General features: G+C 39.6%; 19 protein-coding genes. 6 read left to right on the forward strand and 13 right to left on the reverse strand.

Annotation, left to right across the window (positions count from 1 at the left end; translation table 11 throughout):
- Window positions 1-69: 69 nt before the first annotated feature.
- The 6 genes from ACFSKL_RS11670 to ACFSKL_RS11695 all read right to left on the reverse strand — a co-directional run bounded on the left by ACFSKL_RS11670 (window position 70) and on the right by ACFSKL_RS11695 (window position 8,446).
- The gene (locus ACFSKL_RS11670) at window positions 70-867 is read right to left on the reverse strand and encodes an undecaprenyl-diphosphate phosphatase (RefSeq protein WP_376886413.1); all 798 of its coding nucleotides are present in this window, start codon (window positions 865-867) and stop codon (window positions 70-72) included.
- A 48-nt stretch (window positions 868-915) separates the two neighbouring features.
- A complete protein-coding gene (locus ACFSKL_RS11675; RefSeq protein WP_376886414.1) occupies window positions 916-2,463 on the reverse strand; it encodes a DUF4301 family protein in 1,548 nt (515 codons plus the stop codon).
- Window positions 2,463-3,860: a UDP-glucose 6-dehydrogenase gene (locus ACFSKL_RS11680; protein WP_376886415.1), complete on the reverse strand. Its 1,398-nt coding sequence runs from the start codon at window positions 3,858-3,860 to the stop codon at window positions 2,463-2,465. The genes ACFSKL_RS11675 and ACFSKL_RS11680 overlap by 1 nt, the downstream gene beginning before the upstream one ends.
- Before the next feature lie 91 nt (window positions 3,861-3,951).
- Entirely contained in the window at window positions 3,952-4,884 is a 933-nt protein-coding gene (locus tag ACFSKL_RS11685) for a UDP-glucuronic acid decarboxylase family protein (protein WP_376886416.1), read from the reverse strand.
- 303 nt (window positions 4,885-5,187) lie between these two features.
- Window positions 5,188-7,617: a GumC family protein gene (locus ACFSKL_RS11690; protein ID WP_376886417.1), complete on the reverse strand. Its 2,430-nt coding sequence runs from the start codon at window positions 7,615-7,617 to the stop codon at window positions 5,188-5,190.
- Between the two features lie 7 nt (window positions 7,618-7,624).
- Window positions 7,625-8,446: a polysaccharide biosynthesis/export family protein gene (locus ACFSKL_RS11695; protein ID WP_376886418.1), complete on the reverse strand. Its 822-nt coding sequence runs from the start codon at window positions 8,444-8,446 to the stop codon at window positions 7,625-7,627.
- 392 nt (window positions 8,447-8,838) lie between these two features.
- Between ACFSKL_RS11695 and ACFSKL_RS11700 the strand changes: the two genes are divergently transcribed.
- A complete protein-coding gene (locus ACFSKL_RS11700; RefSeq protein ID WP_376886419.1) occupies window positions 8,839-9,249 on the forward strand; it encodes a response regulator in 411 nt (136 codons plus the stop codon).
- Between the two features lie 7 nt (window positions 9,250-9,256).
- Here the strand turns inward: ACFSKL_RS11700 and ACFSKL_RS11705 are convergent, their stop codons facing one another.
- Window positions 9,257-10,348: an ATP-binding response regulator gene (locus ACFSKL_RS11705; protein WP_376886420.1), complete on the reverse strand. Its 1,092-nt coding sequence runs from the start codon at window positions 10,346-10,348 to the stop codon at window positions 9,257-9,259.
- Window positions 10,349-11,206: 858 nt separating this feature from the next.
- Here ACFSKL_RS11705 and ACFSKL_RS11710 point away from each other — a divergent pair.
- A complete protein-coding gene (locus ACFSKL_RS11710; RefSeq protein WP_376886421.1) occupies window positions 11,207-11,911 on the forward strand; it encodes a LytR/AlgR family response regulator transcription factor in 705 nt (234 codons plus the stop codon).
- The gene (locus ACFSKL_RS11715) at window positions 11,904-12,047 is read left to right on the forward strand and encodes a hypothetical protein (RefSeq protein ID WP_376886422.1); all 144 of its coding nucleotides are present in this window, start codon (window positions 11,904-11,906) and stop codon (window positions 12,045-12,047) included. Before ACFSKL_RS11710 ends, ACFSKL_RS11715 begins: the two co-directional genes overlap by 8 nt.
- 662 nt (window positions 12,048-12,709) lie before the next feature.
- Here the strand turns inward: ACFSKL_RS11715 and ACFSKL_RS11720 are convergent.
- The 6 genes from ACFSKL_RS11720 to ACFSKL_RS11745 all read right to left on the reverse strand — a co-directional run bounded on the left by ACFSKL_RS11720 (window position 12,710) and on the right by ACFSKL_RS11745 (window position 20,192).
- Window positions 12,710-14,158 carry a TolC family protein gene (locus ACFSKL_RS11720; RefSeq protein ID WP_376886423.1) on the reverse strand — a complete coding sequence of 483 codons (1,449 nt, stop codon included), beginning with the start codon at window positions 14,156-14,158 and terminating at the stop codon, window positions 12,710-12,712.
- Window positions 14,148-17,393 (reverse strand): efflux RND transporter permease subunit, encoded by a 3,246-nt coding sequence (locus ACFSKL_RS11725; protein WP_376886424.1) that lies wholly within the window; start codon window positions 17,391-17,393, stop codon window positions 14,148-14,150. Before ACFSKL_RS11725 ends, ACFSKL_RS11720 begins: the two co-directional genes overlap by 11 nt.
- A gap of 26 nt (window positions 17,394-17,419) precedes the next feature.
- Window positions 17,420-18,505 (reverse strand): efflux RND transporter periplasmic adaptor subunit, encoded by a 1,086-nt coding sequence (locus tag ACFSKL_RS11730; protein ID WP_376886425.1) that lies wholly within the window; start codon window positions 18,503-18,505, stop codon window positions 17,420-17,422.
- Between the two features lie 118 nt (window positions 18,506-18,623).
- Window positions 18,624-19,037 carry a hypothetical protein gene (locus ACFSKL_RS11735; protein WP_376886426.1) on the reverse strand — a complete coding sequence of 138 codons (414 nt, stop codon included), beginning with the start codon at window positions 19,035-19,037 and terminating at the stop codon, window positions 18,624-18,626.
- 110 nt (window positions 19,038-19,147) lie between these two features.
- Window positions 19,148-19,363 carry a hypothetical protein gene (locus tag ACFSKL_RS11740; protein WP_376886427.1) on the reverse strand — a complete coding sequence of 72 codons (216 nt, stop codon included), beginning with the start codon at window positions 19,361-19,363 and terminating at the stop codon, window positions 19,148-19,150.
- Window positions 19,353-20,192 (reverse strand): class I SAM-dependent methyltransferase, encoded by an 840-nt coding sequence (locus tag ACFSKL_RS11745; RefSeq protein ID WP_376886428.1) that lies wholly within the window; start codon window positions 20,190-20,192, stop codon window positions 19,353-19,355. The genes ACFSKL_RS11740 and ACFSKL_RS11745 overlap by 11 nt, the downstream gene beginning before the upstream one ends.
- A 486-nt stretch (window positions 20,193-20,678) precedes the next feature.
- On the opposite strand from ACFSKL_RS11745, the gene ACFSKL_RS11750 reads away from it, so the two are divergent.
- From ACFSKL_RS11750 to ACFSKL_RS11760, 3 genes are all read left to right on the forward strand, one after another.
- Entirely contained in the window at window positions 20,679-21,587 is a 909-nt protein-coding gene (locus tag ACFSKL_RS11750) for an ArdC family protein (RefSeq protein WP_376886429.1), read from the forward strand.
- A gap of 468 nt (window positions 21,588-22,055) precedes the next feature.
- Window positions 22,056-23,024 (forward strand): PorP/SprF family type IX secretion system membrane protein, encoded by a 969-nt coding sequence (locus ACFSKL_RS11755; RefSeq protein WP_376886430.1) that lies wholly within the window; start codon window positions 22,056-22,058, stop codon window positions 23,022-23,024.
- Between the two features lies 1 nt (window position 23,025).
- A partial coding sequence (locus tag ACFSKL_RS11760; protein WP_376886431.1) for an OmpA family protein occupies window positions 23,026-24,794 on the forward strand: 1,769 nt, incomplete at its 3' end.

Genomic DNA, 24,794 nt, shown 5'->3' on the forward strand with positions numbered 1-24,794 from the left:
TTGATAATGAAGTGTATTCGGGGAATTGAAAGAACACCTCTTTATGACTATTCCTTCTGGTAAAGCTCGTCATAAATAGAGGTTCGAATAAATCAGGAATCCCACAACAACCAAAATGCAATACAGGGAGAAGTATCTTAGTTTTTGCCTTTGGACAACTACCAACATGAAGCGACAAGCAAAGTATCCAGAGATAAATGCTGCAAAAAAGCCCGTCAAAAGAATTTGGAGATCAAGGCCATAAAATGCGATTTCTCCACTGAGACAGTCCAATACAATTTTACCAAATATCAACGGCAGCACCATGATAAATGAAAATTTTGCTGCCAAATCCCTTCTTACACCCCCGAGAACTCCGGCTGCGATGGTGGATCCAGAACGGGAAATACCAGGCAATAGGGCGATTGCCTGAGCAAATCCCATCAACAAAGCACTCCCCATCCCCAATCCTTTGGTATTTCCAGAGCGCATATCTGTCAGGTAAAGCAAAAGAGCTGTGATGAGTAGGAAAAAAACAGTAAACCCAATATTTTTCCCGAAAAAATATGACAACTCCTTCTCAAAAAACAAACCGACAACACCGGCAGGCACTGTAGAAAGGAATATTTTGACAAGGATGTGTTTTTCCGTAAATACCCTCCTGTATTTTAGTGGCAACAATATATCTGTCAAATCCTTGCGCAGTACCAACATGGTACTCAATGCTGTAGCGCAGTGTAGTACAACTGTATATGAAAGGGCTTCATGCTGGGTCATTTCAGTACCCAGTATGAAATTGGCAAGCTCCAGATGTCCACTTGATGAAATAGGGAGAAACTCAGTCAAACCCTGTACAATCCCCAGAAGGAGTGCTTCGATCCATGTCATAAATCAATAAAATTGGATTTGTTGTATTGTATAATCAAAATGAATTACTCAGGCAAGTTGGTGGGACTTGTCCAAAAGGTCATAAACGGACTTGACTGGTGTGAAATGCTCACTGCCAATTTCTACGAAAAGTGTATTCCAATCCGACATAGCTCCATTCCAAAGCCCCGGCCACTCAAATACTTTGATCTTCTGGCCGTTTTTTGTTTTTTCTGAGATGAATCCTGCATCAGGATCTATATACTTGGCCAAGTCGAAACGATCTCCCCGATAATTTCTTAGTGAACAGACGATTTCCACTGGGTTGAAATGTGTGGACTTTTGAAACAATTCATTATAAACAGGACGTTCCCTGTCGATTTGGGCAGTTTCCACAATTTGGAGTGATTGACTGCCATCTTGATTTTCAACCCAAAAAGGCCCGCCTCCGGTTGCACCTTCATTTTTGACCATACCACAGATACGCAATGGTCTATTGAGTTTGTCAAATATGTATTGCTGTTGATGCTCCATGTCCCAATCCATATAGTTAGGGGGGAGCTTGAAACCAATTTGGTTGATAAGGAAGTTTTCAGCATATCTTATCAGCTCTTTTTTGGGACTAGACCCAATCAACTGGGGTAATAGCTGGGCAAGTTCATTTCTGACCATCAGCAACAGGCCTGCCATTTCTTTTTTGTAGGTCAGTGCTGGTTTCGTTTCTTTCTCAATCTGAATGTTATCGATGTTTTTCAGAAAAATCAAGTCGGCATCTATTTGGTTGAGATTATGGATAAGTGCCCCATGTCCTCCTGGTCTCCTGTAAAACGTGCCATCGGGCAAGTGGATGGGAAGGTTGTCCCCGTCCACCGCAAGTGTATCAGTTTCTGGATTCTGGACTGAAAACCCAATGGTGATGTTGTCTTTTCCCAAAAATTGCAAAACGCTTGACGATTCTTCAACAAATGCTTGTTTGAAAAGTGGATTTACAGTAAAATGGATATGGATTTCCCCATTCCTTCCGCTCCCATAGCTGCTGAATTCATAAATATGTTCGTGTATTGGTGTCCTCTCGTGATCTTGGTACTGATGAAACTTTACCAAACCCTTCGGCAAACTCCCGTATGACATAGAGGAATCATCCAAAAGTGTCTGGAGGATTGTTTTATAATCCTTCTTCCGTATCAAATCATTTAGGTCAAGTCCTGCTTCTTCGACTGTTGCTGACAACTGCCTGTAAAAAGCAAATTGATGTATCTGTTCAAAAAAGACGTTTAACAATTCCTTCTTTCCAACTTCGTTCAAGAATGCAAAGAAATCTTTGAACATTCTTGTTGCAGCTCCACTGGAAGGTACAAAATATACAATTTTAAGCTTGCTGCTCTCCTTTAGATAATATACTTCAAAAACCCTTTTGGCAGTGGGATCATCTATTCTTCTTATGCCGTTTCCGACAGTGGCAGGTTCCATTACGGGAAGAAAAGGAATTCCATTTTCAAAATAGCGCAGTTGCTTTTCGTATTCTTGGTTCAATTCGGAAACCATAGCGATAAGTTTGTTAGGTTCTAAAACAGGTTGGTTTTGAGGTGGATTTGGGTTTATTGCCAATTTTGTCATTAGGATTTCCCTATGGAATACACCCTAAATCCTATTTTTTCTAATTTTTCCTTGTCCAGAAGGTTTCTTCCATCGAAAATCTGGCAGGGCTTCTGCATGGAATGGTAGATAACTTCCCAATCGTAGTCCTTAAATTCATCCCATTCCGTCAATATGGCAATCGCATGTGCTCCTTTGCAAACATCATACGGATCATCTTCTGACTGCAGCAACTTTCTGTTGTCAACTTTGCTACGGGAATTTAGATAGTCGATGTCGCCATACATCTGTTCTTCACTGACTTTTGGATCATATACATATACATTGGCCCCCTCATTCAACAAATGGTCAGCAACATAGATGGCAGCTGATTCCCGGGTGTCATTGGTGTCTTTTTTGAATGCCCATCCCAAAAATGCGATTTTCTTCCCACTCACTGTGTTGTAGAGGGATTTGATGATTTTTTTTGCGAAACGTCCCTTTTGGTGGTCATTCATTTTTATCACCTGCTCCCAATAGTCAGCTACCTCCGTAAGGCCATATGACCTGCTGATGTAGACAAGGTTTAGGATGTCTTTTTGAAAGCATGAACCACCAAAACCTACTGATGCCTGTAGGAATTTTGGGCCTATCCGGCTGTCTTTTCCAATTGCCCTAGATACCTCATGAATATCAGCTTCAGTGCTTTCGCACAATTCTGAAAGAGAATTGATAGAGGATACCCGTTGCGCCAAAAATGCGTTTGCTGTTAGTTTAGAAAGCTCTGAAGACCAGACGTTAGTACTAAGGATTTTATCTCTTGAAACCCAATTTGCATAGATGTCTACAAGTGATGCTATCGCCTCCAATCCATCTGGTGATGAAGTATCTCCACCAATCAGTACCCTGTCTGGATCAAGCAGGTCTTCTACAGCTGTACCTTCGGCCAAAAATTCCGGGTTGGAAAGAATTTGAAATTTGTGTCCATTCCCAGTATTGTCGAGAATATCCTTGACAGCTTCAGCAGTACGTACAGGCAAAGTTGATTTTTCGACTACTATCTTGTCTGAATCGGAAGCTGCAGCAATTTGGCGGGCACATTTTTCAATCCATTTTAGGTCGGCTGCTTGGCCCTTTCCTTCGCCATAGGTTTTGGTAGGCGTATTTACTGAGATGAAGACCATGTCTGCCTCCTTGATAGCTTGATCAACATCAGTAGAAAAAAACAGGTTTTTTCCTCTGGCATCAGCAACGATCTTGTCCAATCCTGGTTCATATACCGGCAATCTGTCAAGATCTGAATCGTTCCAGGCATCAATCCTGGCTTGGTTTATATCAACAACCTTCACTTGGATGTGTGGACATTTCTGGGCTATGACTGCCATTGTCGGTCCACCAACATAACCTGCACCGATACAGCATATTTTTGAAATTTTCATAAGATTAAAATTTGTTTTGAATAGGTAAACCAAAAGTTTACATTACTTAAAAGGTTTTTTTGTGGTACTGCTTAATGGAAAATCAATGACATTAAATGACTTCAGAAAAGTATTTGATACTCTCCTTGAGTCCGTCCTCCAATTTGATTTTTGGTTCCCAGTCAAGCTCTGTTTTGGCAAGCTCTATAACAGGCTTTCTTTGCATAGGATCATCTTGTGGAAGTGGTAGAAATATGAGCTTACTTTTGCTGTCTGTTAGCCGAATGATGATTTCGGCGAGTTCCAACATGGTAAATTCTGTTGGGTTGCCAATATTTACCGGGCCGGTGAAGCCATCCCTGGAATTCATGAGCCTATACATTCCATCTATCAGGTCGGAGACGAAACAGAAACTTCTGGTCTGTGAACCGTCGCCAAAGATGGTAATGTCCTCGCCCCTCAATGCCTGTACTATAAAATTACTCACAACACGGCCGTCGTTGGGGTTCATCCTTGGACCATAGGTGTTGAAAATCCGCATTACCTTGATATCAAGACCATGCTGGCGGTGGTAGTCGAAGAAGAGGGTTTCAGAACACCTTTTCCCCTCATCATAACATGCCCTGATGCCCGTGGTGCTGACCGAACCCTTGTAGCTTTCCGGTTGGGGATGGATTTCGGGATCTCCATAAACTTCGGAAGTACTTGCCTGGAGGATTTTTATCTTCAGACGTTTGGCAAGTCCGAGCATGTTGATTGCGCCGATAACAGAAGTCTTGGTGGTTTGGACTGGATCGAATTGGTAATGAACAGGACTGGCAGGACATGCTAGATTGTAGATTTCATCGACTTCCACATATAATGGGAAAGTGATGTCATGCCGCATGAATTCGAAGTTCTTATGGGAAGTGAGGTGGTGGATATTTGATTTTCTACCAGTGAATAGATTGTCTACACACAGTACTTCATTTCCTTCCTGCAACAGTTTGTCACATAAATGGGATCCTAAAAATCCAGAGCCCCCGGTTACTAAAATTCTTTTCATAATGATGACTTAGTCGTGATCTTATTGAATATTTTTTTATAGAAATCCATGAATCAACCGCAGTTACAAAATCTCATATTGGCATGCCGGCCTATCCAATATTTAACTTCAATTCAATGTTGGGTAAAAATAGTGATGTCAAAAAAATACACCTATTATAATATAATTTATTATTTGAAAAATTAATGAAAAGTATTTTAATGTTAATTAAATGTATTTATATGTTTAAAATGTTGTGTTAAAAAATTTTAAACAAGCCGTAGCTTAGTCCATCACAGTTCGGATGGACTAAGCTACGGGTGGTTATCCAAATAATGATTTGAAGAAAGAGGGTTTTTTCTTTTCCATGCCATATTGTTCATATACACCATATCCGTAGGTATATCCATAGCCACCTCTATTTGTATCTACCGAAACATCGTTCATGATGGCATAGAATTTTTGCCCAGCTCCCTTTGAAACAATATTGTTCAGTACATGGACATTGGTTTTGTATGAAACATTTTGACGGAATACAAACAGATTGATATCTGCCAATGGCGTCATCTGTAAAGTCTCCGAAACAACACCAATTGGTGGACTGTCCAAAATAACTATATCATAAGATTGCTTGATTTCCTGGATAAGTTCGTAAAATGACTCCTGTCCCAGCAATTCTGAAGGGTTAGGTGGGATAAGTCCCGAAAGCATCAAATCAAGATTTTCATATTTGGTTTGTTTGACAGCAGACTTCCATGGGATATTTTTGCTTAAACAAGTACTGACACCAATGTCATTCCGAAAACCAAAATGTTCTGCCAGCTTAGGTTTTCTCAAATCAAGATCAATTAATATGGTTCTTTTGCCCAGAAGCGAAAAAACACTGGCCAAGTTGATCGAGCAAAACGTCTTGCCCTCGCCCGGGATGGCAGAAGTGGTAAGAATAGTGAGCCTTTCATAACCGGGCTTGAGGAAGGACATATCAGAACGTAGGCTTCTAAAAGATTCAGAAATGATTGATTTGGGGTTGTTGAATACGGCAAGATGGTCTTTCTCGGGACTTTTGCCAATGGTACGGAGCAAAGGTACGTCAATGCTGGACTCAAGGGCTTTGGGATCTTCAATGGTAGTTTTGAAATAATCCCTAAAAAATATAATGAGAAATGGGAAAAGAAATCCAGAAAACGCGCCTATCAATAGATTTATCCCTTTGCGGGGCGATACTGGCTTATCCAATGTTCTTGCATACTCCAAGACGGAATTCTTTCCCATATTGGATGCACGGCTGATTTCTGATTCTGCCCGTTTTTGAAGGAGGTACAAGTAAATATTCTCATTGATCGTGAACTGTCTTTGGAGTCCCACCAACTGTTTTTCGGTCTGGGGCAATGAATTGATCTCGGCATCTACTTGCTTGATTTTTTGGTTGATTTCCAAAAGTGAGTTTTGGGTATTCCTAATCGAAGATTTGACGTTTTCAAGTAAGTATCCCTTCGAGGACTCCAGTTTTTTGTTTACCTCTTGGATGGCTGGAGCATTTACCGAGTAATAGTCTGCAAGGACAGATTTTTCGGATTGAAGTTCCATGATGTTTGATACTAACGTATTTAGAAGGATATCCTCAAGACCGACTGTGGATGGTGAGATGAGGTTTTCGAATTGATCACGATTGAGGTATTCAAGTAGATCAGTATAGTATTTGAATGAAAGGTCGATTGTGGATTTTTGCTTTTCAAGCTCTAGGTAGCGTTGAAAAATCATCGTTCCTTCCTGGCTCAGGTTAAAGACCCTGTTTTCACTGCGGAATTGCTGAAGCCTATTTTCAAAGAATGATAAGGAATCTGTAATGCCTGCCAATTGGTTATCAATGAATTTGACGGTGTTTTCGGCAGCCCTGTTTTTCTCCAGAAGTTCCTTTTCCAAGTAAAAGGACATTAAATAATTAAGGTAGTCTTCTCCAAGTTTTCTGGAGGGGGAGAGGTATATCAGTGTGATGACAGACGCAAGCTTATTCTCAGTTGTCACCTTGGTGTTTTCCTTAAAACGCATAACTAAACCATGGGTGTCCTCTACAAGGAAATGTATGGGGTCACTCTCGGTCATATGTATGTTTTGAACCTTAAATTTGAAATTGATTCCTGATATTTCTTCCCCAAACCCGAAAGTTTTCCCATCTAAGCCTGAAGGCTCTTCATTAGGGCGGAGAAAGCCAGGGTCACTCGGTAGGTAGAGATGTTGCGGTTCTTCGATTACCTGCAAGCTAAACTTGTTTTTATTAAGCGGGTTTACCTGAAATACTCCGCCAATTAGCTGCGGGTGATCCCAATCAATGACTACTTTGATAGGTATGGAATCATATAGGATTTCTTTCTTGAATAGGCTAGGCTTAAAGTAGGATACGTTTAATTGGAGTTCCTCAATGGTCTTTTGGATGATCGGGTATGATTTCAGTATCCTTATCTCATTTTCCACATTGCTTTTGGGTTGCATGAACCTCATCGGCTCAAACAAATCCATACCAAGTGAGGGGATTTCTTCACCTACCAGGATTGTACTTTCAATCTGGTAGACTTCTGGGCTACTTTTATTGAAGATATAGGCTATGATTATCCCGGTAATCATTCCTACGGTAATTATCTTCCAAAACCTTAGTATTCTGATAATTTGAGATTTGAATTCTGAAATCTCATCTGTATTGATAGATGTAGAGTTGAATGAGGTATCTTGAACCTTATTTTTATTGTTGTTGTCCATGGGGAATTCAATTATTGATTAGGTTTAAGACTAGCGCAATTGCCGTAATGGAGCTTGTAATCAGGGTTAGGGTTTGTGTTGCATTGATGCCTGAACCCAGCTCCCTTATTTTCATTGGCTCAACATACAAAAGGTCGTTGGGCTGGATAAAGTAGAACGGGGAACTGATGAGGTTGATATCATTCAGGTTAACATGGTGTTTTCTGGATCCTTCCGGATACTGCCTTATTAAGATAAGCTCACTTCTTTTTGCTACAGTAGTAAGATCCCCAGCCTGCGAAATCGCATCAAAGATTGTCATCCTATCCTGTAGCATTCCGTATTTCCCAGGTTTCTGAAACTCTCCTAAGGCTGAAAAACGCATTCCACCAAGCTTAACTTTGATAAAGTAATTGTTTAACAACATACTGGAGAATTTATCGGTAAGTGAGAGGGTAACCTCATCCAATGTCATCCCCTTAACATATACATCCCCCAAGACTGGTAGGGTAATATTACCTTCCTTGTTGATAGTGTAACCGGTTGTATAATAAATGTCACCACCGGTTTGCGCAATCTGTCCAACCATCATGCTGTTTTGGTTCAAGCCCTGCTTGCCAATGTTAAAATCATCGGCTATGATGTCTTTATGGGTGATAACTTGGACTTCTAGGATGTCATTGTGTTGGAGTTGATAGTCCGGCATTTGGTAGTTTATCAATTCTCCCGCTTCTATTGGTGTGTTGCCGGGGAGATTTTGAAAGTATACCAGCTTTTTGTTGGGAACACATGAAAGCATGATAAAGCATGATAAAAAGCCTAATGCGAAGGCATGTTTTTGATACTTCATAAACTGAAAGAATTGGAATAGTTTTGAATCGAATCGTGATATTTGTTGTCTATAAAGTGCAAGTATAGGTATAATATGAATCAGTGGTGAAATTGGAGTTTTGGATGCTTTTTTCAAGAAAAAATCTGTTTTATGCTCCTGAAGGCATTTTTAAGCACTTTTTTTTGCCTGTTTCCACTTTTGGTAAATAATAAAAAGCCATAAAAAGTAAACCAAGTGCTGCTTGGATTTGTACAAAAATTGGAAGGGTTGGGTTTTTATGGATTTACCTATAGTATATAATTCCAACCAGATCATTTACAAAAACAGACAAAGGATAGATGTTGCGTTTAAATGCCGGCTTGAATGTCTTTATCATTGTATTTACTTTGATAGATAACTATTATTTTCTTATGACTGAAACTTTTGGATGTACTAGTGGGATTGGCGAATTAGTTGGCCTAAAAAAAGTGTTGCTTGTTGAGGACAATGAAGTGATCCAATTCGTGTTGGAACATTATTTAAAGTCAATTGGGGTTGAAGTCGTGAAATTCTTAAATGGAGAGGATGCTTGGGATTATTGGAAAAGTAATAAAGATATCGATTTGATTATCACAGATATAATGATGCCCAAAATGAATGGTGTGGAATTGGCCCATTTGGTACGGACATGCTTGGAGGGTGGGGATATCCCAATTATTGCTGTTTCTGCTTCTGCCCAAGATATTTTTTGTGAATCGCATTTGTCTGTTTTTAATGGATTTATCCGCAAGCCATTTACAAGGACAGAATTTATGCTATCAGTACAGAAGTATCTTAAGTAAAGCGAAACTAATTTGATTGATAGTTATTACAGGTTAATATCGCATTGAATTGGAGGTTTTCGTCTATATAAAACTTAGTTTCCGATTGGTTGATTTCTGCATATTGTGAAGCTAAATACAAACCTAATCCCAATCCCTGTTGCTCGAAATGTTCCCTTCCAAGCTGCTGAAAGGGGAGGGGGGTGAATTTAAGGTAGGGTTCCATAAATATTTTTTGTTTATTTTTCACCCTGATACTTCCATTTCCAACCCATACTTGAATGTCATCAAAGTTGTAATTGCTGAATTTCAAAGCATTATCAATGAATTCTTCCAAAATGAACCTTATGTGCTCTTTATTGAACCTGAAGATGAAATCTTCCATATTCAATACGAATGTGGTTGGAAGATTCATTTTTTGAAGGGTAGCATTGATCGTCTCGCATGAGGATAGGTCCTCTTGGATGATTGGAATATTCTCTATTTCTTTCAGCTCTTGAAAAATTTGCATTTTCAGAAAGGTGTTTTTCAGTTTGAGCAAGGATGATTTTGCATGTTTTATAATTTCCTTGATCTCGTTATGTGATAGTTCTTCCCATGACTTTTCCAAGATCTCAACTAATCCCAAAAGCCCGCTGATTGGGGTGCCTATCTCATGGAGCTTGATGCTTTCGTTCCATTTGCTCTCCTGTAGCACCTGGCTTTTGTAAAACTCATTCCGCTTCAGGGATTTTTCCAAGGTGGCGTTTATCGAACCTATCAGCTCTTTTATCCTAACAGGCTTTGAAAGGTAGTCATCAGCTCCTGAGTCCATCCCTTCCCTTACACTGGAGTTTCCTGCCTTGGACGTCAGGAAGATAAAAGGGATTTGGAACCACTTTTTGGTCAGGCGTACCTGGTTCAAAAGCTCTATGCCGTCCATGTTTGGCATCATGATGTCAGAGATGATCAAATCAAACTTTTCAAACCGAAGCATCTTCAGTGCTTCCCTGCCATCGTCTGCCACCGCGACCTTGAAATTGTTTATCTCAAGTATTTCCCTGAGATTGGACTGAAGATCAATCTCATCCTCTACCAATAAAATACTGATGTTTCCCGGGTTGTTGTCAATTGTTTCCATGTTCATTAATTTTTAATACCATAGAACATCTTATTCTATTCGCCAATGTGGGAAATCTGAGGTTGCAAATAGCTAAATCTAGATTCAGTTAGAATAAAAATAGTTTTTAATCATTACCGGTCCAGGCAGTGATAAGGTTTTTGCTCTAGGATATTCATCAAATAAAGATATATTTTTCTAATTGTTGGAATTTTTGTATTAAAATATATATAAATGGTTTGACAAACCTAAGTGAATAGCAGAATCCTGATGGTAAACCCATAAAATTGACTGCAGACCACAATGGGGATACCGTCCAATTCTCCCAATGCCAACCCGATCACACCAGTCTTCCATACAGCTGGTCCAGCAATACCTGGCGGGGAATTCTATGTTCCAGTTTCCGAAGGGGAAATGTCCTGTCGGAAGCAATATTCTTTCAATCAGGAACTTGTGTCGGCCTGTCAAGGTGACAACGATGTTCTTCTTCATGTCTAGGAAACCGAAAGTTTCCCATGAAAAACAGTACACTATAACCATTGTGATAGGGGGCAACCCGCTTGGATGCAATCTGGTATGGATCAAAAAAACCTGTTTTCTAGGGCGGTCCATTTGATATGTGCCAGAAGGGTAAGATTGTTCAAATACAGAATTTTGTTTATTGTGATGATTTTTTTGTCTTGATATTTTTTTTGTACCAATTATATTGGTTGGTTTACTGATCTTTTGTTTTAGGGATAGTTGGAATCTGGTGACAGAAGTTTTATGCCTGATATTTTTTCTGCATTTACTTTACATAATACCACATTTCATTTAATATATGTACAAAATTGCGAGGAAAAGATTTCTTTTGGAGAACTTTAATCCTAATAAGCGGCCATGAAGAAAATACTTATTGTTGAAGATGAATTTGAACTGGCGGAAAACCTAAAAGATATTTTGCAGGTTCTTGGATATCAGGTGACTGCCATAATTTCCAATGGGAGGGATGTGCTTTTGGATTTGGAAATGGGCATTCCCGACTTGATAATCATGGATATCCTCATCAATGGGAACATTGACGGGATAGATCTCGCTTATAAAATCAAAGACTCCTATCAGATCCCAATAGTATTCTTGACAGGATATACGGACAAGGTTTACCTGGAGCGGATTTCCAACATACTCTACGAGGGTTACCTGTTGAAGCCATTTACCCTGGACCGGCTCAAGTCTTGCCTGTACCTGGCCTTTAAGGAGTTTGAAAAGAAAAGGAAGGCTGTGCCAAAGCAAAAGACCCTGAAAATCAGGGATAAGGGGTTTCTCGTTCCCGTCCCAATAAACGAAATAACACACCTGGAGGCAGACGGCCTATACACCAAGGTGCACACCCTCAACAAACCTTACACCGTCAGGGATATCCTCAAGGATGTGGCAGAACAGTTGCCCTCCGAGAACTTTATCAGGATCCACAAGTCTTACATCGTAAACAAAGACCATATTGTTGGATTCAATGCAAAGGAACTGAACGTCGGCCTGAAAGTGGTCCCCATCAGGAGGGGGTTCTACAAGGAATTGAAAAAGATGATCATCGCCGATGAATGAGCCCTCACCCCACCGGAAACAGGTAAGCTACAATGCCGGATTATTCTGCCAACATGCTCCCATCCTAAGACCATCCATGATGCAGGTTGTGGTGAGGGGTAAAAACGGGATCGAAGCCGATGTCCGAATCGCCTAAGGAATAGCAGCGGGTTGTGATTGCCACGTGGGACAGTTGCCATGCAGACCAACCAAATACCATAACATGTATTCAAAGGTGCTTCTCGGTTTCCATTTCCCTTTTTGTCCAACATTAATCTGACCCATGCTCGATCAAGTCGATGAACGGATGGATAAACACCTGAAAATTGAATTTTCCCCCATTATCACAATATTCGATTTCAATTAAGTTGACCACTTCCCTTTACATTGGACTTCCATATGAACCATTGAGAGCAAGATGCTAATCGGTTCCTGCTTCAGCGATATGTTATTTCACCAAAAGGATAATTACAACATCGGCAATCATTATACGGATGTATAATTAGTTGTTTTGGTAGGTACTTTCAAACGTCTCGAAATTTTCGAAGTGTGTTTAATTCAAATGCCTGTAAACTTGCTTTACAGTGAGTTCACTCAAGGGGTATTTTCAAGCCAGTACAAGTTAGTTTTTGTCTTTTTTTGGTATGGAACAACAACAAATTGATTGGTCTGTTTAAGCTGTATTTGAAATGGGACATGAGAGTTTGGAGGGCCTGGTTTCTTTTTGTTGCATGCATACCCATTCCCAAATATGAAAGATAGAAAAAGGATATCATTCCAGATTTTGGAGGATATCCTTTTTCAAAAAAATTGTCTTTATCATAGCTGTTGACTCGTCCAACCTCCCCCCAAGGCTCTATAGATGCTCACTTTTGCGCTCAATTGTTTCAGTTTGATTTCCAAGAGTTCCATATTTGATTCCAATGCCTCCCTTTGGGTAAGCAGAATCTCCATATAATCAGCCCTTGCTGAATTGAACAAACTATTGGAAATGTCTATGGATTTGACCAGAATGGCAACTTCCTTTGATTTGGATTCATAGCTTTTGTTATAATTGTCAACCTTTCCAAGCTGGTTTAAAACATCCAGATAAGCATTTAGGATACTGCGCTCGTAATTGAACACCGCTTGCATTTGCCTAGCATTTGCACTGTAATAGGTAGCTTTGATCGCATTTCTGTTGATCAATGGAGCAGCTAGATCCCCTGCAAATGAATAAAGCATGGATTCGGGATTCAGTAAAAAGGAGGGATTGAAAGATTGGAAACCAATTCCTGCCTTTATAGTAAAAGATGGATAGAAATTGGCCTTGGCTATACTTACATCCAACTTTGAGGCAACCAATTCCAGTTCGGCTTGTCTGATGTCAGGTCGATTTGTCAATAGATCTGATGGTATCCCGGAGTAGATTGATTCAATTTCAATCTCTTTGAATTCTTTGGAACTTCGGGGGATGGACTCTGGAAACCTGCCTACCAAAAGGTTGATCCTGTTTTCTGTTTCAATAATTTTTTGCAACACTTCAAATTGAAGGTTTTTGGTATTCAACACCTGGGCTTCAAATCTGTTGACGGCGAGCTGCGTGACTTTGGCAGCCTCTTTTTGCTGTTTGAGTACTTCATAGACAGTCGTTTGAATGGAGATATTGCTTTGGATGGTTTCCAGAATATTGTCCAAGGCCATCAGTTCATAATAGGCATTTGCAATTTCGGCAACCAAATTTGTCACCATGAAATTTTTGCCTTCCACGCTTGCCAGATATTTTGAGAGGGCTGACTTTTTGGAATTTCTCAGTTTTTTCCAAACATCCAACTCCCAACTTGCAATCGTGCCCAGCATGAAATCAGGAACTGGTTCCGGGAAGGCTTTTCCTGGTTTGAGCTCAAGATTCTCCTCAACAGCTCCATTTCTGGTAAACCTCCCCACTTTTTCTATACCGGCTCCCCCCATAAAACTGACAAATGGCAAGTACTCACCCTTTCTTGCCCTGACTTCATTACTGTTGATGGCAAGCTCCTGTTGAACAATATTCAACTCCTGGTTATTTAGCAATGCACTATCAATAAGTGCTACCAAATTTGGATCGTCAAAATATGAATGCCAATTGATCTGTTCAGTCCTGGAAGTTTTTTGTTCCGCCGGGTATGGATAACTTTCAGGGGTTGTCTTATTTTCCTGTTTTGATGGTACATCAAAAACCTTACACCCCGAAATTCCCAAAATCATCATTAAAGGGAATATTATTATAATTAATGGTTTATTTTTCATCGTTATTCTTTTTTCTGTTGGAAGCCTTAAGGATAAACCCAAGCTTTTGAATTTTCTTCATCAATGAAAGTTTTGATCCTTTCTCCACAAAATCCTCAGTAAGTGGATTTGAGTCTTCATCCCTTATCAGTGAGCGACCTTCTGCCAATGTTCCAAAAATAAAATAAAGTCCGGGTACCAAAATTGCCCCGAAAACAGTACCGAATAACATCCCACCTAATGCGGAAGACCCTATTGTCCTGTTTCCGACAGCACCGGCACCGGTAGCGATAACCAAAGGAATCAACCCAGCCATAAAAGCAAAAGATGTCATCAAAATGGGACGGAAACGTACTTTTGTCCCTTCTATGGCTGCATCAAAAATGGACATTCCCTGAAGATGCTTCTGCACAGAATATTCCACTATCAAAATGGCATTCTTGCCCAAAAGGCCAACCAACATAATCAAACCTATTTGGGCATAAATATCATTAGCTAAACCCATCCATTTTAGCAACAGAAATGAGCCAAAAACACCGGCCGGCAGCGAAAGGACTACTGCAAGGGGAATGATAAAACTTTCATACTGTGCAGCCAGAACCAAGTAGACAAAAATCAGGACGACAAGAAAGATGTAAACTGCTTCGTTTCCCCTTCTGGATTCATCGTATGAGAGTCCTTCCCATGCAATGTCATAGCCATTGGGAAGGGTCTGTTCGGCTACCTCGGTTATTGCCTTAATAGCATCACCCGATGTGAATCCAGGAGAAGGCACACCCCTGATCGATGAGGAGGTGTAAAGGTTGAACCGTGTGATTTCATTTGGCCCCTGTTTTTTTTCCATTCGCATAAATGCTGAATAGGGTACCATTTCACCCTGATCATTTTTGATATAAAGGTTCAAAACATCTTTTGGCAACTTTCGGTATTCGGGTGCGGATTGGGTATATACCTTATAAAAAGTATTGAATCTTACAAAGCCTTGTTCATAAGTGCTGCCAATCAATATATCCAGATTCTCCATAGCCTTTCCAATGGAAATGCCTTTTTGCATGGCAAGCTCATTGTCAATGATCAATTCATATTGGGGGTAGTTGGCTGCATAGAAAGTAAACAATCCGGAAAGCTCTGGTCTGGATTTCAAAGCCTCCATAAAATCGGTGTTGACTTTGTCAAACTCCAAATAGTCCACAGTACTGTTCTTGTCTAGCATCCTAAGCGAAAAACCATCTGAGGAACCATAACCAGGAACAGCAGGGGGCTCAAAATATTCAATTACCGCCCCCAGATTCTCTGTCTTTTCCTCCAGTTCTTCAATGATTTCCTTCACTGAATGATGGCGGTCTTTCCAGTCCTTCAAGTTGATCATACAGGTTCCCGCATTGGATCCCCTTCCTTCCGTAAGGATTTCATACCCTGCCAAAGAAGATACCGATTGGATTCCATCAATCTCCTCTGCGATGGCTTGCAACTGCCTTGATACTTCATTGGTTACCTCCAGAGTAGAACCTGCTGGGGTTTGGATAATGGCATAGATTTGCCCTTGGTCCTCGTTGGGGATGAAGCCGGTAGGAAGTGTTTTGTTTACGGCAAATATCCCGAACCCAAAGGCAAGCAAAACCCCATAAGTGATCACTCTCCTGTTTACAATTAGTAAAAGAAAGGAGGTGTATTTTCCTGTAAGTCGTTCAAAATTCCGGTTGAACCAATCCATAAGCCTTTTCATCAAGGTTGGCTTACGGACTTTGCCATGGTTGTTTTTGAGGATCATTGCACAGAGTACAGGGGTCAATGTCAGGGCAACAACCCCAGAAAGCACTATGGCACTTGCCATAGTGATGGAAAACTGTCTATAGAATACGCCAACAGGACCTGTCATAAAAGCAACGGGAATAAACACTGCCGTCATTACCAAAGTAATTGCAATGATTGCCCCACTGATCTCACCAAGAACTTTTCTAACTGCCTTGTATGGTGACAAATGCTCGTCTTCCATTTTGGCATGTACCGCCTCAACAACTACAATGGCATCATCCACCACGATCCCTATCGCCAATACCAAGGCGAATAGGGTAATCAGATTGATACTCAAACCAAAAAGCTGCATGAAGAAGAATGCACCTATCAAGGACACGGGAACCGCAATCAATGGGATAACTGTAGACCGCCAATCACCCAAAAAGATAAATACTACCAAGGCAACTAGGATAAACGCCTCTACCAAGGTATGTAATACCTTGTCAATGGATGCATCCACAAATTTGGAAACATCGTAATTGATCTCATATGACATTCCCGGCGGTAAGTCAGCTTCCATTTCAGCGAGCTTATCTTTCACCAAACCAATTACTTTGCTGGCATTGCTTCCAAAGTTTTGCTTCAAGACGATGGAGGCAGCTGGAAACCCATCTTTGTTTGAATAAATGTCGAAGAATTCACTCCCCAATTCCACTTCGGCGACGTCCTTTAACTTCAACAACTCCCCATCTGGGTTTGCCTTGATGATGATCTGTCCATATTCCTCCGGCTTGTTGAAGCGCCCCGAATAGGTCAAAACATACTCCAATGACTGGGCGGTTTTTCCTGATGCCTGCCCCAATCTTCCGGGACGGCCGATCACACTCTGTTCATCAATGGATTTCAGAACTTCTTCGGTCGACACATTGTATGCTCTCATTCTGTCAGGTTTCAGCCATATACGCATGGCGTATTGCCTACTGCCAAGTATCTGGGCACGCCCCATGCCACTGATCCTTTGGAGCTCGGGAAGTATATGGACATTTGCATAGTTGTATAGAAATTTCTCGTCAGCATTTTTGTCGGTGCTGTAGAGATTGACATACATCAGCATACTAGGTTGGATGGGTGTAATTACCACCCCCTCCCTTTGGACAAGAGGGGGCAGATTGTTCATGACCTGATCTACCCTGGTTTTTACATTCACAACGGCAGCATCTGGATCTACACCAGGCTCAAAAACAATTTGGATTGTCGCTTCCCCTGCACTTGTAGCATCGGAAATAATATACTGCATTCCCTGAACCCCATTGATCGCTCTTTCCAAGGGGATAAGGGTAGAATTGACAAGTACTTCTGCACTGGCTCCGGGAAAGGCTATGAATATATTCACCCTTGGTGGGGCAATTTCAGGAAATTGGGATATAGGCCTTGTGCTGATTGCCAAAATGCCCAAAAACACAATGGCAATGGAAATGGTTATTGCAAGAACCGGTCTCTGGATGAATTTGCTAAACATCTTTTTATTGGATTTTAGTTCTTACTTTATTCGGCATGAAGCCTGGAAAAACCAGCCAGCATTTGCTCAAGGGGCACAAAATCAGCATTGATTTTCTGTCTGTTTTTCACTTTTCGCAAGCCTTCTACCAGAATCCTGTCATTTTTGGACAATCCATCGATGACTACAAACAAGTGGGGGATTTCCTGGCCGACCGTAATTTGTCGTGTTTCCAGGGTATTATCATCACTTACCACATAAACATATTTCTTGTCAAGAATTTCAAAAGTGGCTTTTTGTGGGATCAACAAAACATTGATTAAGGGTACCGGCATGAGGATATTTCCAGTTTCACCATGCCTCAAAAGCCCTTTGGGGTTTTGGAAAGTAGCCCTGAAGGCGATATTTCCATTCTCATTGTTGAAATCAGCTTCAATGGTTTCAATGATTCCCTGTTTCTCAAAAGGCTTGTTATTGGCCATCCTAAGGATTACCTCAGGAAGATCTTCAACAGAATTGCTGGAGACGAAATCCAAATATTCAGATTCTGGAACATTGAAATAAACCCACATCTTACTGTTGTCAGATAGGGTAGTAAGCAGCTCTCCTTCATCCAAAAGGCTGCCAAGCCGAACTTGAAACCTTCCCATGATCCCGTCAAATGGTGCTCTTATTTCCGTAAATCCCAAATGTGTGTTGGCCAGGTTTAACTCTGCTTTGGCTTTTTCAAGCTTGGCTTTGGAAAGGCCCAATTCACTTTTCGATACAATATTGCTATCCAAAAGACTTTTGGTGTTCTGGTATTCGATCTCAGCATAGTTTAACTCCGCACTTGCTTTACCGACTTCCGCCTGATATACCATGGGCATTACCTGAAACAAGAGTTGGCCTTTTTTGACAAATTGTCCTTCGTCCACATGCACTTTTTGCAGGTATCCCCTTTCCAAAGCCCTGAGTTCAATATGCTGGAAAGATTGTATTTGGCTTACATATTCTTGGTATATTAAAGTGTCCTGCTCCAATGGTTTTGTTACCTGAAGGCTTATAGGTTCACTATGGTTGTGCTTTTCGCTATTGCAGCTTACGCCAAACAGCATGACAAGCATGCCGAAAAGCATTGTTGATGTTTTCATGATGGTTTTGATAATTTGAAAATTAAACAATAGGGGTAGCCTGGATGGAATCCTTTGGAATACGCCTAAATGCCTTGCCTACATGTGGTAGGAAGACAAAAACATTATCTTGTAAAAATCAGGATAAAAAGCTTTTCCACGAATGGAAAAGAATAAACAAGGGAATACATTCCCTGCTTTGCGAAGAAGTACTTTGGTAATCGGAATGAATTTTCCCAAGAAAAGGAATGTTTGGGAAAAGCTGTTTTTTAATACTTTCAAATCCCTCTTCAACCTCTTTTTCCTTCTCATCAGAATCCTCCAATTCCTCTGGAAGGGACTCTGGATAAGCTGGGGTGAAAGGTGTTTTATCTAGCGGATTAAAGAATGTTTCAGGCAAGATGCCCAAGCCTTCATCAACCCTTATGCTATGGCTATCAAGGTTTGGTGCTTCATTTGAAAAACAAGCACCTGGAAAAGTGAAAAAAGCTATTATAAGCAACAAAAAGGCAGGTGAGCCTCTAGTCAATGTGCTTGCTTTATCTTTTTTCATAATGGAAGATATCAAATCTTTAATAATGGCTCAAATGTAGTGTTTTTATAATTTATGATGCTAATTTTTTCTTTGTTTTTGAATTTGGCAAAAGTATGTTTTTTAACACTTTAAATGTTGCTCTTGGTTTTATGTTTTGATTTTCCCATGATTTTGTATTCACAGAACCTGTTTTGTTTATATTGTATCCTGTGTTCTAGAAGCAGTTGGGAAATTATTTCACTGGTCTCATCTTCATCGAGCCCCAGTTTTTCCCCAAGTTCAATTTCATTGTGCTGGCCATTGTCTTTTTTTAGTAGAAGGTAATATCTGTTTTTATTTTCCATGAGCTGGTTGTTTTTTTGCTGCTATCATCATATGAGGGCTAAATGGCAAAAGATAAGGATCATTTTCTGTCAATTGGATAAGTTCAAGCAAAGTCCTTTTTCTTTTATCGATTGACATATTTTTGAAGAAATCCTTGTCAAGCCAGGCTAAACCCTCAACGGCATAACTGTTGAGATGGATTAATCCTTGACTGACGAACTCGGCTTTGAATTGTTCCGGTTTGTAATAGAATGCTTCTGCCAAAAGCCATTGGAAATCATCCGGTGGATTATGAATTCCTGTAGTCAACTCTTCCCTACACATTTCAAAGAATGGTTTTTTATGGATCAGTCCGCTGAATAATCCAACCAAGGTTGAGGCGGTGTAATTGATGGCAAAAGCCAGGATAATGCCATCTTTTTTTAAAACACGCTTGGCTTCACGTATGGTCAAATCCCTGTCTTCCTTTTTTTGGAGATGGTAAAGGGGGCCGTGTAAAATAATGAGATCTGCAAAGTTTTCGGAAAACCCAAGGTTTCGAGACTCTCCCCTGTGAATGGAAAACTTGTTTTTTAATTTATTGGCCCTATTCATTGCGATCTTTATGTGTTTGGAAACAGGTTCTACCAAATGCACTTGATGCCCTTTTTTGGCAAGCCATTCTGAATACTTTCCAGTCCCACCACCTACATCAATTATTTTGGAGGGTGTGTCAGGGGTATGTTTTTCTATCAGTGATTTGACCCTTTCAAATTCGAATATTCCCATTCCCTTGTTGAGTCTGGTCTCTTCGGAGGCTTTATGATAAAAGAGCTCTATATTTCTACTTATTAACTGTTTATTATTCATTTTATATTCATTGTTTTATTACCACTGTTGTATTAATAACAGCACAGTGTGATAAGGCAATTGATTTGGGATCAACCGCTATTGAAAAGATTCAAATAATTAAAAGGGATATATTACCTATAAACTGAGATTGATAAACCTCAAAAGTTTTTCCACTCACTATCTTGGTGAGTTAGTCCTTTGCAAAAGGATGTTTATAGATAATATGTTATGAAGAATAAATCAGATTGCTAAGATAGTAAAATATAGAATTGGATTGTTAGGCTTGTTGTAGTTTTTAGGTTTTGACATCATCAAAATAGCTGTTATGTTTTTTCCATTCAATTCTTCAGCAATTTAGGATATCATCCCCCACACATGGCAAGAGACTACGGCATAAAGTCGTGGCGCTTTGCTTACTGTTTATTCCGTTTCCTCTTGCATTCAGTGGGGGCTGAATCCTGGTAGTGCTTCATAATTAAATCTTTAAACTAAAAAGAAGAAATCATGAAGACTATTGCGAGAAAACAAAGGAAGGATGTTTATCAGATGGTGACCGATCTGATCATTGAAAAGCTTGAAAATGGGATTGTGCCATGGAGACAGGTGTGGGAAGGAGGGGAGATCCCTGCAAACTACCTGACCCGGAAATGCTATAGTGGTATCAATATGTGGATCCTGTTATTAGCGCAGTGTAGACGACCATATTTTATGACCTTTAAGCAGGCGCAAAGTTTGGGAGGTTCGATAAGGAAAGGTTCAAAGGGATTGCCTGTTTGTTATTGGGGGTTCAGCTACTATGACAAGAAGAGTGGCAGGAAATTGATGGATGAAGAAGCCAAGAAGATGCATTCCTCAAAAATCAGGAAAGTGGGTTTTTTGAAGTATTACACCGTATTCAATATAGAATATGTTGAAGGGGTTGATTTTGAGATTCCCGAAACTGGGATTTTGGAAAAGATTGAACCGATTGAAAGATGTGAGCAGATCTTAAGGGAAATGATCAACCCTCCAAGGATTGTACATAATATCCCGGAAGCCTTCTATGCACCTGTGTCAGATTACATCAACATGCCAAAGATGAAAAGCTTTGAATCTGCCGGGTTTTATTATTCTGTATTGTTTCATGAACTTGTACATTGTACAGGGCACCAAGACAGGCTCAATAGGAAAGAGATCATAGAGTACAATGAATTTGGTTCTGATGCTTATTCTAGGGAGGAACTGACAGCTGAAATGGGTGCCAGCTTCCTCTGCAACTATGCTGGGATTATGGATGATAGACTGTTGGACAATTCAGCTGCCTATATCAAGATCTGGTTGGACAGGTTGAAGTCGGATAAAAAACTATTAATTGAAGCAGCGTCCAAGGCCCAAAAGGCGGTTGAGTATATTCTCACGAGTTGTCCATTTTGAGGAATAAAAGGGGATGGGATTCCCTTTTTTGGTCATGGGGAAATTCAAAATGATTTCTGATAATATATCCAAAACTGCTTCGATGAGTTCTGTTATATGCTAAACAAAAGATGTTTTGGAAAAAAAAACTATTTGACAGATTAGTTATTGCGTTGGTTCAGCCTTACTGGTAAAGTGCATATAATCATTTAATGCTTTTTTTATATCTAAAAACAAATTGTCGTTACTGACAATATCATGGATATTCAATTGAAGTTTATGTTGTTAGTATTCAAAAGTAACTGATAAATAAGCTGAAATTCTCTGTTTCATTGCTGGAAACTAATATTCTTATTGAGTGAGTAGTATTGCGTATATGTAAAAATGATTTTAATACGTGAAAAAAATACCTTTGCATAAGAAATATTCTTTGTTAACAAGATACGCAAGGAAGATCAATAAATTATTTAACATTAAGTTGATTTTTATATGGAGAAATTTTACAAAGTGTTTTTATTTTTTTTGTTGTCAACCGCATCGATAGAGGTAGTTGGTCAACAATTGCCCCAGTTTAGCCAATATATGTTCAACGGGCTACATATAAACCCTGGATACGCAGGGTATAAGCAAGAGGGATATGTGCAATCGACATACAGGTCTCAATGGGTTGGTTTCCCAGGTGCTCCAAAGACATTTTCAATGTCTGCAGACTTCAGCGCAAATGAAGGGACTATGGGATTGGGAGTTTCATTCTTGAATGATGTGCTAGGTCCAGCAAGAACAAGCGGTGCATTGTTAACCTATGCATATAGAATCCAGACAGGTTTTGATTCTCAATTAGGTTTAGGGATAAGTGCTGGTGCTTCAGAGTATGCAATAGACAGATCTATGCTCGATCCAAATGATTGGCCAGATGAAGTTTTGATGGGAGGGATAGCAAATATCTTCACTCCTAATTTAAATGCAGGTTTATTTTTCAATACATCTAACTTCTATGCTGGAGTTAGTGCATATAATATGGTTGGAAAAAAACAGGTGAAGCGTGAAGATATTGCATTGGCATACCATGATTTCCATTATTATTTTACTGTAGGAGCTTTGATACCTGTATCTGATATCATTAAAGTAAAGCCATCTATGTTAGTTCGTGAAATAAAGGGAGCGCCTACCCATTATGATCTGAATGCCATGGTATTGTTTTACGATAGAATTTGGTTGGGTGGTTCATTAAGATCCAATGTGAAATGGTGGAAGGATAACTTAGAATCAAGCCTGACTTCACGAAATGCTGTAGCCCTATTGATGGAAGTGTTTGTTACAGATAATTTGAGGTTTGGTTATGCTTATGATCAAAATCTTAACGCATTAGTTGATATGAGGAATAATTCACACGAAATTTCTCTAGGATATTATATCTCTCCAAGAAACGCAAGAATGAAAAACCAAAGATGGTTCTAATATGAAAAAAGTTTACAAATCAATTATCATATTTTTATTAGCATTTGGGTTTCTGCATACAGTAGATGCTCAAAATCAGATGTTGAGATATGCTGATCAGCAAGTTGAATTGGGGAATTTCAATCATGCTGCAGAAGTATTTTCCCAAGCGTTTGATCGCAGAAATACATATAGATCTGCTAAGGGAGCTGCACTAAGTTTTGATAAAATTAATGACTACGAGAATTCGTATCAGTGGTGGAATCGAGTAATTGATTTTTCATCTGAGATAGATAAGGAAGATGTAGAAAGTTACTTGCTATCCGCGTATTTGGTGGGAAAGCAAGATCTAGCAAAAGATAAATTATCAACTTTGGGCTATGCAATAGAGGAACTGGAAGATTCCAAATTAGAAATGATTTTAGCGTCTTTTTCCAGTTCAAGTAAAATGGAATTGGAATATGTAAGTTCATTAAATTATTCATTGTCAGCTGATTATACTGGAGCAAAAGATAAGGAGGGTAATATATATTTTGTTTCTGATAGAGATAGGGTAGCAGAAGGAAAGTCTATGCCTTTACTAAGATTTGATGCCAAGAATAAAATCTTCGACAAGAATATTTATGATTGGACAGGCAGGGAATATTTAAAAATATATAAGAAGGATGATGAGGGCAATATTGAGGAAATCCAAGTAGATGGCCAAAGGTTTTTACACATGAGTGATCCTGCTTTAGCAAAGATCAATGGTCAAGATTATTTGTTCTTTTCTGCGACTAGAGATATTACCAAGAAGAAAAAGACAAAAAGTCTTACGGTACATCCAGAATTGTTTTTTGGGAAATTGGATGGCAATGTGATTACCGATGTAAGGGACTTTCCACTTAATAATGTTTTTACGCATAGTTTAATAACACCTTTTGTTGATCAAGAAAATAAACGTTTGTATTTCTCGTCTGATATTGAAGGTGGTGTTGGAGGCTTTGACATTTATTTTGTGGAATTTGATGAAGACTTTGTTTTTTCTGAACCTATAAATATAGGTGAAGAGATTAATAGTAATGGAAATGAGAGAGATCCATTTATATATGAGAATAAATTGTTCTTTTCTTCCGATGGACATGAAGGATTTGGGGGCTTCGACATTTTTCAGGCAGATTCCAAGGGTGATGGAATATTTTTCAACCTATCAAATCTAGAAGCCCCCATTAATTCTATCAAGGATGATTTTGGCTATAAAAAATTCGATAAAGAGGAGGTTTATCTAAGTTCTAACAGACTAGGAAACTCTGGTTTGGATAACATATACAAGCTTGTGCTCCAACTAAGACAATTATTAGTTAGAGTAGTGGATTGTGATGGTGAGTTGGTGATGGACTATGATCTGCAGGTTGTGGAAAACCAAGGAAACAAACTTGATATGAAACTCAATGATAAGGGCGAGTATATAGGTGATTTGGAAGCAGATACTGATTACATGTTGAATCTGGCCAAAGGAGGACATTTCCCTGTAGAGGATCACAGTATCACAACAGTTGATATGGAGCCTGGAATCATTGAGAGAAATTACAGGCTGATCAGGATACCAAGTGATATGATCGTCTATACCGACATCATTTATTACAACCTTGACAAGAGTGATATCAGAAGAGACGCAGACCAGATTATAGATAAGGTACATGCTCTCATGGAAAAATATAAATTCTTGGATTTGAAAGTCTCTTCCCATACTGATTCCAGGGCTTCGCACGAATACAACGAAGCCTTGAGCAAGCGTAGGGCAGAAGCGGT

This window comes from Belliella marina (genome assembly GCF_042682445.1).
GTDB classification, from domain to species: Bacteria; Bacteroidota; Bacteroidia; order Cytophagales; family Cyclobacteriaceae; genus Belliella; species Belliella marina.

Bases quoted from the DNA above. Each gene is read 5' to 3' on its own strand.
- ACFSKL_RS11695 (WP_376886418.1), bottom strand. From the start codon at position 8,446: ATGAAGTATCAAAAACATGCCTTCGCATTAGGCTTTTTATCATGCTTT.
- ACFSKL_RS11685 (WP_376886416.1), bottom strand. From the start codon at position 4,884: ATGAAAAGAATTTTAGTAACCGGGGGCTCTGGATTTTTAGGATCCCAT.
- ACFSKL_RS11740 (WP_376886427.1), bottom strand. From the start codon at position 19,363: ATGGAAAATAAAAACAGATATTACCTTCTACTAAAAAAAGACAATGGC.
- ACFSKL_RS11750 (WP_376886429.1), top strand. From the start codon at position 20,679: ATGAAGACTATTGCGAGAAAACAAAGGAAGGATGTTTATCAGATGGTG.
- ACFSKL_RS11690 (WP_376886417.1), bottom strand. From the start codon at position 7,617: ATGGACAACAACAATAAAAATAAGGTTCAAGATACCTCATTCAACTCT.
- ACFSKL_RS11730 (WP_376886425.1), bottom strand. From the start codon at position 18,505: ATGAAAACATCAACAATGCTTTTCGGCATGCTTGTCATGCTGTTTGGC.
- ACFSKL_RS11670 (WP_376886413.1), bottom strand. From the start codon at position 867: ATGACATGGATCGAAGCACTCCTTCTGGGGATTGTACAGGGTTTGACT.
- ACFSKL_RS11705 (WP_376886420.1), bottom strand. From the start codon at position 10,348: ATGGAAACAATTGACAACAACCCGGGAAACATCAGTATTTTATTGGTA.
- ACFSKL_RS11675 (WP_376886414.1), bottom strand. From the start codon at position 2,463: ATGACAAAATTGGCAATAAACCCAAATCCACCTCAAAACCAACCTGTT.
- ACFSKL_RS11700 (WP_376886419.1), top strand. From the start codon at position 8,839: ATGACTGAAACTTTTGGATGTACTAGTGGGATTGGCGAATTAGTTGGC.
- ACFSKL_RS11735 (WP_376886426.1), bottom strand. From the start codon at position 19,037: ATGAAAAAAGATAAAGCAAGCACATTGACTAGAGGCTCACCTGCCTTT.
- ACFSKL_RS11745 (WP_376886428.1), bottom strand. From the start codon at position 20,192: ATGAATAATAAACAGTTAATAAGTAGAAATATAGAGCTCTTTTATCAT.
- ACFSKL_RS11715 (WP_376886422.1), top strand. From the start codon at position 11,904: ATGAATGAGCCCTCACCCCACCGGAAACAGGTAAGCTACAATGCCGGA.
- ACFSKL_RS11710 (WP_376886421.1), top strand. From the start codon at position 11,207: ATGAAGAAAATACTTATTGTTGAAGATGAATTTGAACTGGCGGAAAAC.
- ACFSKL_RS11725 (WP_376886424.1), bottom strand. From the start codon at position 17,393: ATGTTTAGCAAATTCATCCAGAGACCGGTTCTTGCAATAACCATTTCC.
- ACFSKL_RS11680 (WP_376886415.1), bottom strand. From the start codon at position 3,860: ATGAAAATTTCAAAAATATGCTGTATCGGTGCAGGTTATGTTGGTGGA.
- ACFSKL_RS11720 (WP_376886423.1), bottom strand. From the start codon at position 14,158: ATGAAAAATAAACCATTAATTATAATAATATTCCCTTTAATGATGATT.
- ACFSKL_RS11755 (WP_376886430.1), top strand. From the start codon at position 22,056: ATGGAGAAATTTTACAAAGTGTTTTTATTTTTTTTGTTGTCAACCGCA.